The organism is Nitratidesulfovibrio sp. SRB-5 (assembly GCF_019931275.1).
Classification (GTDB): Bacteria; Desulfobacterota; Desulfovibrionia; order Desulfovibrionales; family Desulfovibrionaceae; genus Cupidesulfovibrio.
The window spans coordinates 1,180,160-1,192,189 of record NZ_JAIOTY010000001.1 but is presented as its reverse complement, the minus strand read 5'-3'; the positions used below and the strand labels follow the sequence as shown (position 1 = coordinate 1,192,189).

The 12,030-nt window shown below is 69.1% G+C and carries 8 protein-coding genes; 5 read left to right on the top strand and 3 right to left on the bottom strand.

Going from position 1 to position 12,030, the window contains the following annotated elements; translation table 11 throughout:
• Positions 1–232: 232 nt before the first annotated feature.
• From K6142_RS04705 to K6142_RS04690, 4 genes are all read left to right on the top strand, one after another.
• Positions 233–1,072, top strand: a complete 840-nt coding sequence (locus tag K6142_RS04705; protein ID WP_190244900.1) for a winged helix-turn-helix domain-containing protein — start codon at positions 233–235, stop codon at positions 1,070–1,072.
• A 531-nt stretch (positions 1,073–1,603) separates the two neighbouring features.
• A complete protein-coding gene (locus K6142_RS04700) occupies positions 1,604–3,487 on the top strand; it encodes a UbiD family decarboxylase (RefSeq protein ID WP_190244899.1) in 1,884 nt (627 codons plus the stop codon).
• A gap of 278 nt (positions 3,488–3,765) precedes the next feature.
• Positions 3,766–5,259 (top strand): UTP--glucose-1-phosphate uridylyltransferase, encoded by a 1,494-nt coding sequence (locus K6142_RS04695; RefSeq protein ID WP_223290350.1) that lies wholly within the window; start codon positions 3,766–3,768, stop codon positions 5,257–5,259.
• A gap of 379 nt (positions 5,260–5,638) precedes the next feature.
• On the top strand, positions 5,639–6,061 hold the full coding sequence (locus K6142_RS04690; protein WP_015946785.1) for a hypothetical protein: 423 nt from the start codon (positions 5,639–5,641) through the stop codon (positions 6,059–6,061).
• 203 nt (positions 6,062–6,264) lie between these two features.
• Here K6142_RS04690 and K6142_RS04685 read toward each other — a convergent pair whose 3' ends face one another.
• Positions 6,265–9,093, bottom strand: coding sequence for a heavy metal translocating P-type ATPase (locus K6142_RS04685; RefSeq protein WP_190244898.1), 2,829 nt, complete (start codon positions 9,091–9,093; stop codon positions 6,265–6,267).
• A 212-nt stretch (positions 9,094–9,305) separates the two neighbouring features.
• On the opposite strand from K6142_RS04685, the gene K6142_RS04680 reads away from it, so the two are divergent.
• Positions 9,306–9,503, top strand: a complete 198-nt coding sequence (locus K6142_RS04680) for a heavy-metal-associated domain-containing protein (protein WP_015946783.1) — start codon at positions 9,306–9,308, stop codon at positions 9,501–9,503.
• Between the two features lie 294 nt (positions 9,504–9,797).
• On the opposite strand, the gene K6142_RS04675 is transcribed toward K6142_RS04680, so the two are convergent.
• Positions 9,798–10,712 carry an AMIN domain-containing protein gene (locus K6142_RS04675; protein WP_190244897.1) on the bottom strand — a complete coding sequence of 305 codons (915 nt, stop codon included), beginning with the start codon at positions 10,710–10,712 and terminating at the stop codon, positions 9,798–9,800.
• Positions 10,713–10,727: 15 nt separating this feature from the next.
• On the bottom strand, positions 10,728–11,612 hold the full coding sequence (locus K6142_RS04670; RefSeq protein ID WP_190244896.1) for a tetratricopeptide repeat protein: 885 nt from the start codon (positions 11,610–11,612) through the stop codon (positions 10,728–10,730).
• Positions 11,613–12,030 lie beyond the last annotated feature (418 nt).

Genomic DNA, 12,030 nt, shown 5'->3' with positions numbered 1-12,030 from the left:
TCCCTGCCCGAACGGCGCACGCTTCGGAGGGCTCTGGTGTACATCACCGGAGCCCTCCCGTCGTTGGCGTGGTCGTCAACTCGCGTGTCGCTCCCTGCCCCGCCCGTCCCCTGTCGCCCCGGCCGCCTGCCGCGCACGTCCTCTGGCACGCACGTCCCTGGCACCCTCGACACCGTGCGGTGGGTGCAGTATCCCGGCTCATGCGCACCCGCTTTTCCGCTCCGGGATACCCATGCTGATCCTGCTCCGCACCGCCGACGCGCGCATCGCCGCGCACCTGACCGCCCCCCTGGCCGAAGCCGGGCTGCGGCTGGTGGTGGAAATGCCTTCCTTTGCGGATGGGCGGGTACAACCCCCGGAAGGTACGACACCGGTTATGCTTCCGAAGCCGGACGCACTGGTGGCCGACCTGGACCTGCTGGTCCCGCCGCGCCCGGGCCGTGAAACGGGCGGTGATGACGCGGACAGTGCCGACACGGACGGCGATGCGTCCCCCATTTCCGCTTCCGGCATTTCCCCCGGCATTCCCCCCGGCATCCCGTTGATCCTGCTGCATGCCGCCACGGCCCGGCAGGAATCGCGCCGCGTGCGCGCTGCGGGGCTGCCCCCCTCAGCCCGCCTGTTGCGCGTGCCGTTCTCTGCCGGGGCGCTGGTCACCGCGTTGCGGGCAGCGGGACTGGCGGCCCCGCCCGGCAGGGGACCGCTGGCCACCGGCGTGCTGGCACTGGGCGACATCGTGTTCGACCCGGTCAGCGGACGCGCCACCCGTGACTTCCGCCCCCTTTCCCTGCACCCGCAGGAACGGTTGCTGCTGGAACTGCTGCTGCGCCGGGCGGGCAGCGTGGTGCAACGGGAAGATATCGCCCACTGGTGCCTGGATTACGCCACGCCAATTCCGGAAATTGATTCCCATGCGCCCCATGCGCCACATGCGCCACATGCAGTAGACGTGCTGGTCTCGCGCCTGCGGCGTACGCTGGCACGCGCGGCAGGCTCCGGCGTTCCCGGCGCCACCAGCGGCACGCGCCTGCGCACGGTGCGCGGCGTCGGCTACCGGCTGGAAGCGGGCTGAGGCCCGCGTCGTTCACGATCCTTCAGAGTTGCGCAACCGCCACGTAATCCCGGAGCCGCAACGTTCCCACTCCCTGCTTCCAGCCCTCTCTCCGTTCCCTTCGCGTCGCCCACGTCCTTCACGTCCTTACGCGTCCGGCTCATCCGGCTAGTCCGGCTCATCTGGCTCGTCCGGCTCATCTGGCTCATCCGGCTCGTCAGGCTCATCCGGCTCGTCAGGCTTGTCAGGCTTGTCAGGCTCGTCTCGCCCATCAGGCTCATCAGGTTCATCAGGCCCGTCTGGCCCGTCTGGCCCGTCTGGCACATCCGCCCCCCGGCCCCCTTGCCCCCACTCCGGGCTTGCGTCGCGGGCAAGCTTGTCGCATTGTCGCATTCCCGAACCCCGCCACGCCACCGGTCATCACCAGTGGCCGTCGGCCATCCAGGCCCCCACCGCACGGCCTGCGACATGCCCGCACCGGTCTGCACGAGCCCGTCCTGCACGAACCAGTTGGGCGAACCATAGCCATCACGCCGTCAGCACGAGGAACCCGTGACCTACCGCAATCTTTCCGCCTGCGTGGCCGACCTTGAACGCCACAAGCACCTCGTGCGCATCGACGCAGAGGTGGACGCCAACCTCGAAATGGCCGCCATCCAGCGCCGCGCCTACCGCGCGGGCGCGCCCGCCATGCTGTTCACGCGGGTGAAGGGCTGCCGCTTTCCCATGTTGGCCAACCTGTTCGGCACCATGGAGCGCACGAAGTTCATCTTTCGCGATACGTTGCGCGCCGTGGAAGGCATCTTCCGCCTGAAGCTGGACCCCTTCGACGCCTTCCGCCACCCCCTGCGCTACACCGGCGTGCCGCGCGCCCTGTGGTCCATGCTGCCGAAATCGGTGTCCGACGGCCCGGTGCTGCGCCACCGCTGCGCCATCAGCGACCTGCCGCGCCTGATCTCGTGGCCCATGGACGGCGGCGGCTACGTCACCCTGCCGCAGGTGTACACCGAAAGCCCCGACGCACCCGGCCCCATGCAGTCCAACATCGGCATGTACCGCGTGCAGCTGGACGGCCCGGACTACGAGAAGGACCGCGAGGTGGGCCTGCACTACCAGATCCACCGGGGCATCGGGTACCACCACGCCCAGGCCCTGCGCCGGGGCGAACCGCTGAAGGTGAACATCTTCGTGGGCGGCCCCCCCGCCATGACCCTGGCCGCCGTCATGCCCCTGCCGGAAGGCCTTGCCGAAATCCTGTTCGCGGGGGCCATGGCGGGCTTCCGCATTCCCATGGTACGCCAATCCCACAGAACGGGCGGCCTGCCCATTCTGGCAGAGGCCGACTTCTGCATCTGCGGCACCATCGCCCCGTACCAGAAGCCGGAAGGCCCCTTCGGCGACCACCTTGGCTACTACAGCCTGGCGCACGACTTTCCCGTGCTGCGGGTGGACGCGGTGCACCACCGCCCGGACGCCATCTGGCCGTTCACCACGGTGGGTCGCCCCCCGCAGGAAGACACCGTGTTCGGCGACTTCATCCACCAGCTTACCGCCGCCCTTGTGCCGCAGGTATTCGCGGGCGTCCGCGAAATCCACGCCGTGGACGCCGCCGGGGTGCACCCCCTGCTGCTGGCCATCGGCAGCGAGCGCTACGTGCCCTACGCCGGTGAACGCCAGCCGCAGGAACTCATCACCTGCGGCATGGCCCTGCTGGGCTCCACCCAGACCTCGCTTTCCAAGTACGTGCTTATCATGGCCCACGAGGACGCGCCCTCCATGTCCACGCACGACTTTCCCGGCTTCTTCACGCACATGCTGGAGCGCACCGACTTCACCCGCGACCTGCACTTCGTCACCCGCACCACCATCGACACCCTGGACTACACCGGCATCAGCCTGAACCAGGGTTCCAAGCTGGTGTGGGCGGCGGCGGGCCCGCGCAAGCGGCAACTGGCCGACACCCTGCCCGGCGACCTGCCGCTGGATGCGCGATCGGAAGATGGCGGCCTTGCCGCTGCGGGCGGCAGTTTCGGCGATCCGCGCCTGTTCGGCAGGGGCATTGTGGTGCTGCGCGGGCCGAAACATACGGCAAGGCGCGACGAGCACGACCCGGCCATGCACGCCCTGGCCGCACGGCTGGCCCATGCGCACGGGCTGGACGGCCTGCCCCTGTTCGTGGTGGTGGACGACCCGGCCTTTACCGCCGCCAACTGGGAAAACTTCCTGTGGGTGGTCTTCACCCGGTCCGACCCGGCCACCGACATGTACGGCGCGGGCGAATTCACCCACTGCAAGCACTGGGGCTGCACCGGCCCGCTGGTCATCGACGCGCGGCTGAAGTCGTTCCACGCCCCGGCGCTGGAAACCGACCCCGACGTGGAGCGCCGCGTGGACGCGCTGGCCGCGCCCGGCGGCCCGCTGCACGGGTACCTGTAGTTCCCCCTCCCCCCCCTCCACCCGACCTTCCGGCGGCGCGGCGACCTGTTCGCCGCGCCGCTATTTTCATCAGCAACCACTTACAAACACTCCTCTTTGTCTGCCCCGGCGCGGCATTCCGCCATACCGTCGTCACCCGTTTGCCACGTGCAAACCCCCTTTTCCGCTGTCCTTTTCTTGAACTTGTGCTACATTTGGCGTAGTATTGCATGCCCATTCCAGCGGCGCCGCGCCCTGCACGCCGTCAGGGCAGTTTCATACCGTTCGCAGAGGTTGCCATGCCCCATTCCGGCCCCGAGTTGCTGACCCGGCCCGCCGCCCCCTCCATAGCCCCCGCCCGCATCCCCGATGCGGACGCGGACACCGGCATGTGCACCGTTCCCATGCAGCCCTTTGCCACCAAGATGGCCCGCGCCGGTCTGCCTTCCCCGCTGGTGGCGCTGTTCGCCTCCTACCTGGAGGAACTGGCCTGCGGCAGCACCGGACTGATCCCCGAGTCGGACATCCTGCCCGTGGGCCGCGACGACCTGCCGCTGCTGGAAGACCTGGCCCCCTACGCCGCCACCGGACGCGCCCGCCTGCGCGAAGCCGCCTGCATCAAGCTGAACGGCGGCCTTGGCACCAGCATGGGCATGACCCACGCCAAGTCGCTGCTGCCCGCCAAGGACGGGGCCACCTTTCTCGAACTCATCGTGCGCCAGGCCGAGCACCAGCGCCGTACCCACGGCGGACCATCGCCCCTGCTGTTCATGAACAGCTTCTCCACCCACCAGGACACCCTGCGCGCGCTGGACGTGCTGGGCCTGCAACATGCCGGCAGGCCGGGCACCTTTTTGCAGCACCGCTTTCCCAAGGTGTCCCGGGCAACCCTGCTGCCCGTGGAGTACCCGGAAAACCCGGACCTGGAATGGAACCCGCCCGGCCACGGCGACCTGTACGCCGCCCTGGCCCTGTCCGGGCACCTTGCCCGGCTGCTGGAATCGGGCCGCCGCTACGCGCTCATCTCCAACGCGGACAATCTGGGCGCCACGCTGGACCCGGCCATTCTCGGCTACCTCATGGAAGAGGACATCCCCTTCCTGATGGAATGCGCGCCGCGCACCCCGTCCGACCGCAAGGGCGGCCACCTGGCCCGCTCGCGCCACGGGGGGCTGGTGCTGCGCGAACTGGCCCAGTGTCCGGACGGTGATCTGCCCCGCTTCCAGGACATCGTGCGGTACGGCCTGTTCAACACCAACAACATCTGGCTGGACCTGCGCGCCCTGCGCCAGCACATCGACGAACACGGCCTGCTGCGCCTGCCCATGATCCGCAACCCCAAGACCGTGAACCCCCGCGACCCCGATTCGGAAAAGGTCTGGCAGGTGGAAACGGCCATGGGCGCGGCCATCTCGCTGTTCCCCGGGGCGCGGGCCATCGTCACCCGGCGCGAACGCTTTCTGCCGGTGAAAAAATGCAGCGACCTGCTGGTGCTGTGGTCCGACCGCACCCTGCTGGAGCCCGGCGGTCAGGTGCGGCCCAACCCCGCCTGCTCCACCCCCGGCGTGCTGGTGGAACTGGATGGCGCGCACTATGGCACGTGGGACCGGCTGATGGCCCGCTTTCCGCACGGGGCGCCATCGCTGCTGCACTGCGATGCACTGGCCGTGCACGGCGATGTGCTGTTCGGCGGCAACGTCACCGCGCGCGGGCGGGTGGTGGTGCGCAACCCCTCATGCATGCAGGCCGTCATTCCCCACGGAACGGTGCTGGAAGGCGACGTGCACCTGTAACCACGCCATTCATTGCCGCAATCGCGTCCACGCGCGGCAGCAGGCGCTTTCAAGCCGCGGCACAACGCATTCCGTCCCTCACCCTCTCCCATGCCTTCCCCAACCGCGCGGCCATGCACAACAGGACACCAGTCGCGCGAACGTAAGCACGCGTGGCCATTTCTAGATTTTTTCTTGAGCTTTTTTCCGCTCTGACCTAACGTGCCCCGTGAGACCGGTGTGCACGGGGGCATGCTTGGCGATTGCGTTGCGCCCGTGTGGCGCGCATGCAGCCATGCGGCCCGGCCCGCCGAAGGGGACGCAGGTGGAGCACTTGGTGCCGCGCCGCCGTCACCACCCCCGCAGGACGACAGCCGCACCCCCAGCAGGGAGGGCGAACATGCCTCAGGTTGCCGCCAGGATATCGTCGGACCAGGAACGCTGGCTCAAGGACTACTTCCGCACCAAGAGCGCCGGGGCGGAATTCATCCTGCCATGGGCCGTGGATACCTTCTTCCGCGCCATTTCCGCCATCAAGGGCATCTTTTCCGGGCCCGAACTCAAGACCATCATCGAGGCACACCGCGACCTGCGCCTGCTGCCCGACCACACCCGGCTGTCCTACCTGCTGTTGCGGGTCATGGATGCCTGCGACGTGGGCATGGTGCACACCAAGCACGGGGCCAGCAAGGCCAGCCTGGAAGCCAAGCTGAAGCGCCTGGACGACACCCAGGCCACCGCGCTGATGGTCTGGGCCGCCGCCTACTGGGTCAGCCGCAACTGCACCGCCGACAGCCTGGACGAGTACATCAAGGAATACTGAGCCGTTGCGGGCCAGCATCGCCACCGGGGCGCGTCCATGTCGCGGGTTTGCCCGCGAAATGATGGAGGGAGCCCGGCATGGCGGCACCACGACGCGGAAGCATCCGGACCGGAAAACCAGATACGCGGGCAACCGGACGGAACGGCAAGGGGCGCCGGATCATCACGATCCGGCGCCCCTTGCGTTTCCCCCACAGGGTGGGGCTATGCGTTCTTCCCCGGCCCGCCATCCGGACTGGTCTCGGGGCTGGCCTCCGGGTTGGTCTCAGGGGTGGTCTCAGGTCCATCTGCCGCCCCGCCATCCGGGGTGAAAAAGCGCAGCCGCAACGCATTGCTGACCACGGAAACCGACGAAAGGGCCATGGCCCCGCCCGCGATCATTGGCGACAGGGTGGGCCCGCCAAAGGCGTGCAGCAGCCCCGCCGCCACGGGAATGCCCAGCACGTTGTAGCCGAAGGCCCAGAACAGGTTCTGGCGGATGTTGCGCACCGTGGCCCGGCTGAGGGCAAGGGCCGTGAGCACCCCGTCCAGCCCGCCGCGCAGCAGCACTATGTCGCCCGCCTCCACCGCCACGTCGATGCCGGTGCCCATGGCGATGCCCACGTGGGCGCGGGCCAGGGCCGGGGCATCGTTGATGCCGTCGCCCACCATGCCCACCACGTGCCCTTCGGCCTGCAACGCGCTGACGGCCTGTTCCTTCTGGTCGGGCAGCACTTCGGCCCGCACGTCGTCGATGCCCGCCTGCCGCGCCACGGCCAGGGCGGTGCGGCGGTTGTCGCCGGTCAGCATCACCACGCGCACGCCCATGTCCCGCAGGCGGCGCACCACCGCCGGGGCCTCCGGCTTCAGCGGGTCGGCCACGCCCAGCAGGGCGGCCATGCGGCCATCCACGGCCATGTACAGCGGGGTGCGGCCCTGCTCGGCCAGCGCATCGGCGCGGGCGGTCACATGGGGGGCATCGTGCCCGGCCACGTTCTCCGCCGCCATGAAGGCCACGTTGCCAATGGCGACGGCACGCTGCGCACCATCATCGGTCACGACGCTGCCGCGCACGCCCTTGCCCGGCACGGCCAGAAAGTCCCGCACCGGCCACGGGGCAAGGCCGCGTTCCGTGGCTCCTGCCGCCACGGCCTCGGCCAGGGGGTGTTCCGACAGGGCTTCCAGCGAGGCGGCCAGGCGCACCAGCGCGGATTCGTCAATGGGGGCACCGCCGTGGGCCGGTGCGGCCTCCCCTGCCGCACCCGCCGTTGCGGTATCCGTCAGCCCCCCCACGTCCGGCAAGGCCGCCATATCCGGCAGGGCCTCCACGTCAGTCAGGTGCGGGCTGCCCACAGTAAGCGTGCCGGTCTTGTCGAACACCAGCGCGGTGAGCCGCCCGGCGTGTTCCAGCGCCTCGCCGCTCTTGATCAGCACGCCCAGTTGCGCGCCGCGCCCGGTGCCCACCATGATGGACGTGGGCGTGGCAAGGCCCATGGCGCAGGGGCAGGCAATGACCATCACCGCCACGAAGATGCGCAGGGCAAAGGCGAATTCCGCACCGGCGGCATACCACGCCACGCCAGCCAGCACCGCCAGCGCCATCACCGCCGGGACGAACCACAGGCTCACCCGGTCGGCCAGGTTGGCGATGGGGGCCTTCGACCCCTGGGCATCCTGCACCAGCCGGATGATCCGGGCCAGCACGGTGTCCGCGCCCACCCGCTCGGCCCGCATGACGAACGAGCCGTGCCGGTTGATGGTGCCGCCCGCCACCGCGTCGCCGGGGTTCTTGGTCACGGGCAGGCTTTCTCCGGTCAGCATGGCCTCGTCCACGCTGCTGGTGCCCTCCTCCACCACGCCGTCAACGGCAATGCGCGCGCCGGGCCGCACCAGCAGCCGGTCACCGGCCCTTACTGACGCCACGGGAACTTCGCGCGCCTCGCCGCCCTCCATGCGCAGGGCGGTGTCCGGCGCAAGTTCCATCAGGGCCTTGATGGCCTCTGACGTGCGGGTGCGCGAGCGCAGTTCGAAGTACTTGCCCAGCGACACCAGCGCGATGAGCACCGCCGCCGACTCGTAGTACAGGTCCATGACCCGCCGGGCCACCTCCACCCCAAGGCCGATCTCCACGGTGTTCCACAGGCTGTAGGCAAAGGCCGCGCCGGTGCCCACGGCCACCAGCGAATCCATGTTGGGGGCGCGGCGCGCCAGGTTGCCGAAGCCGATGCGGTAGAAATCGCGCCCGAACCACATCACCGGCAGCGTCAGCAGCAGCTGCGCCAGCGCGAATGCAAGCGGAGCGTGGTGCGGGTCGAGCCAGGCGGGCAGGGGCAGGCCCGCCATATGGCCCATGGACAGCACCAGCAGCGGAACGGTGAAGGCGAATTCGCGCGCCAGTTTGCCGCGCATGCGGGCCAGACGGGCGGCGGCTTCCTCGCGCTGGGCTTCCCACAGGGCGGTGCCGGCATCCTGCCGGGGCAGGATGCGTTCCGCCGAAAAGCCAAGGTCCGCGATGCGCGCGGGAATGGCGGCGGCAAGGGCATCCGTCGCGTCCGGGCCAAGGCCGGGGGCCGGGGTGACCTGCGCCGTTTCCGTGGCCAGGCTGACGGTGACGGCGGCCACGCCCTCCATCTGGCCCACGGCGCGCTCGATGCGTGCGGAGCATGCCGCGCAGTGCATGCCGCGCACGGCGTAGCGCAACAGGCCGTCATCCTGTCCGGCGGTGGATGCGGGGTCCGGCAGCACGGCCTCGAAGCCCAGATCCTTCACCCGCTCGGCAATGTCGTCCAGATGCAGGGCGGCGGGGTTCCACGCCACGTCCATGGTCTCGGTGGCCAGGTTCACGCTGATGCGCGACACACCGTCCATCTGCCCCACCATACGCTCTATGCGGCCCGCGCACACCGCGCAGGTCATGCCGCGCACCGGCAGGGTCTGCCGGGTCAGGTCGGGCCGGGACTGGTCGGGTGCGACGGCCCCTTCCGGGACGGGAGAGGTGCCGGAGGCAGGGGCAGACTGTTGCGAAACACCGGGCAATTCTTCGGGCGTGGTCATGCGGGCTCCTGCGGTCAGCGGCAAACGGCAACAGACAAAGGGTATGCTGCACCAGCACCGACCGAAACGACGGCCCCGGACCCGGCGGCCTGTTGCCAAACCGCACCCCGGAGCCTATGTTGTTGAAAGGCGTTCTCATTCAAGTAATCCCGTGCCCGCCGCAAGGCAAGGGCACGCGCAACATTCGTGACCCGCAAGCCAAGGAGCCAGCCATGCCCAGCGTTACCGTGAAGGGAATGTCGTGCAATCATTGCAAGATGTCCGTAACCAAGGCCGTTGCCGGAGTTTCCGGCGTCAAGGACGTGGACGTCAGCCTTGAAAAGGGCGAGGCCGCATGGACCGAATCGGCCCCGGTGGACGTGGACGCCGTGAAGGCAGCCATCCGCAAGGCCGGATTCGACGTGGAGTAGCCCTTCCGGGCCGCGCGCCGTGCCCTTGCAGACGGCGGACATGAAAAAGCGGGACGGCGCATGCCATCCCGCTTTTGTTTTGCAAATCATTTCGGAAAGTAAGCACTATTCCCAAATCAGGATCGCTGTTCGCTGGCAAGGAAAACCGGCCTGCCATGAGGACGTATGCCTCAGCCGTCAGGCTCGCGGACTCGCCTCCGGCTGGGGCAAGGTTCGCAAGCTCACCTGACGGGCACGCGTCGCGCCCTTCGGGTCGGTCCGCCAACGGGCAGGAAGACGATTTGGAGGCAGCCCCTACTGGACGCGGACCTCTATCCCCTTGTCTCCGCTCTTGACCACTTCATGCTTGGTGGGCGCGGCCTTCAGGTCCAGCACGATGCGGGTGTTCTCGCCGTAGCGGCCCACGCGCACCTTTTCGATGACCCGGTTGGACGGCACCGCGGGCGCGGATACCGACCACGCGCCGACGAGGTCCAGGGCCAGCCGGTCGGGGTTGGGCAGAACAATGTACTTGTACTGGATGGGCGCATCGCCTTGCAGGTGCAGGATGGCCGTACTGCCCGAGAACTTGATGGTGGCCGAGGTGATGGCATGGTCGCCCTTGGCCGTCTGCGGCGATGCAGGGGCGGCAGCGGCCTTGGCCGGAGCGGGCTGGGCAGCGGGAGCGGGAGCGGCTGCCTGCGGCTTGGCGGCGGGGGTGGCCTTTTCCGTTTTTTCTGCCTTGGCCGGGGCCGGGGCCGCTTTCTCTGCCTGCCTGGCCGGAGCGGCCTTTTCCGTGCCCTTGTCGGTGCCCTTTACCGGTTCCTTTTTCTTGCTTTCCAGCGGGGTGGCAAGGTCGGCACCAGACTTGGAGGCCATGCGGCCCAGCGCGGTGCGCGGTTCGGCGGACGCGGACGCCCCTGGCGGCGTGGCGGCGGGCTCTCCCTCGCCGGGAGAAACCATGCCTGCCGGGGTTTCGGTCATCGTGCCGCCGGGCTGTCCGCCGGACTGGCCGGGGGCCAGAGCGCCCTGCCCGCCCTGTTCGAAGTAGGGCATGCCCGGCTGCCCCGGTTGGGGCTGCCCCTGCGTCGGGGCCTGCATCGGGGCCTGCACCGAGGGGCCTTCCACCGGGGCGGGCTTTTCGTCGCCGGAGCCGAAATGGTTGAACAGGATGAGCGCCATGGCGAACAGCACGACGGTGGGGATCAGCATGGCGATGGTTTTGTTCATCTCGCGAAAGTCTCCTTACCGGGCGGCCTTGGGGGCCGTCCCATCAACGTTGGCGGCGCCGCCCTTCCGCTCCAGCAGGAAGTCGAGAAAGCGGCGCGAGGGATCGAGGTCGGGCGTCAGGTCCAGCGATGCGCGCAGATGCCGTTCCGCCCGGTCCATGTCGCCCATGTCGTAGTAGGCACGGGCGATGTTGAAATGCACGTGGCTGTCGTCCGGCGAAAGGTCCAGTGCGCGCAGGTGATGCCGGATGGCAATGCGCGGCAGCTTGCTCTTGCGCAGGTTGATGCCGAAATCGGTGAACATGTGGCGATGGGCAGGCACGAATTCGCCGGGGGTCTCGGCCAGCCGCTCCAGCGCGCGCACGGCGCGGTCGCGGTCGCCGCGCCGCAGTTGGGCCAGCGCAGTGGCGAAGTCTGCCCGCAGCGCACGTTCGGTCTGCGCGCCCACCTCGTGCCCGGCGATATCGCCGGAACGGCGGGTGGCATCGCGCCCGGTCGCCATGCCCGATGCCTGAATGCCGCCACTGGACGGCTTAACCGGATTGGCCGGATTAGCCGCATCTTTCCGGACTGGCGCAGCCTGGGCAGAGGCCGCGCCACGGCTTGCCTCCTCGCGCTCTCCGTAGGCGGCTGCCATGGGCGCGGTCCTGATCGGCACGGCAAGGATGTCCGGCTCGAAGGCGTAGCCGCGCGCCAGTTCCGCCGTGCTGACGGCACGGCGCTCGCCCGTGGGTTCCATGCTGGCCGACAGGGGCTGCACCACGAACCCGCCCGCGTCGTGCTCCCACACGAACCAGTAGCGCTTGCGCGCGGCGCTGCGCCCCGGTACGCCACCGCCGGGCCTGCCAGCCTGGCGTGGCTCGACGCTGGAATAGACGCCCTTGAAGATGCCGGTCTCCATATCTGCTCCTGTGGCGGCACGGTACGCCGCATGACGCAGGCGCGCCGGGCCCAGATGTACCCTTTTTCGCGGACGTTGCAAACGGGCCGAGGCGTGCGGGTCGGCGGCGGCAGCGCGCCCGTCGTATTCGTGGCGCCGGTCAGGCCGGGCCCGCCAACCGCGCCGGTTGCGTTGATCGCGTCCGTTGCGTTGATCGCGCCCGTCATGTTGACCACGCCGGTCATTCCCCCTGATTCTCCAGCGTCCGGCGGAATACGACCAGGCCGGGCCGGACCGGGCCAGACCGGACGGGACCAGACGAAACCAGGCGAGTCCGACCGAGACTCACCGAGACCGGGCTAAACCGGGCACTCCCCGGCGGGGCGGGCAAGGACTCGTCCCGCCGCCCCACCAACTGGACGCGCCGTGGCTTTTCCTT

Bases quoted from the DNA above. Each gene is read 5' to 3' on its own strand.
- K6142_RS04705 (WP_190244900.1), top strand. From the start codon at position 233: ATGCTGATCCTGCTCCGCACCGCCGACGCGCGCATCGCCGCGCACCTG.
- K6142_RS04695 (WP_223290350.1), top strand. From the start codon at position 3,766: ATGCCCCATTCCGGCCCCGAGTTGCTGACCCGGCCCGCCGCCCCCTCC.
- K6142_RS04690 (WP_015946785.1), top strand. From the start codon at position 5,639: ATGCCTCAGGTTGCCGCCAGGATATCGTCGGACCAGGAACGCTGGCTC.
- K6142_RS04685 (WP_190244898.1), bottom strand. From the start codon at position 9,093: ATGACCACGCCCGAAGAATTGCCCGGTGTTTCGCAACAGTCTGCCCCT.
- K6142_RS04680 (WP_015946783.1), top strand. From the start codon at position 9,306: ATGCCCAGCGTTACCGTGAAGGGAATGTCGTGCAATCATTGCAAGATG.
- K6142_RS04675 (WP_190244897.1), bottom strand. From the start codon at position 10,712: ATGAACAAAACCATCGCCATGCTGATCCCCACCGTCGTGCTGTTCGCC.
- K6142_RS04670 (WP_190244896.1), bottom strand. From the start codon at position 11,612: ATGGAGACCGGCATCTTCAAGGGCGTCTATTCCAGCGTCGAGCCACGC.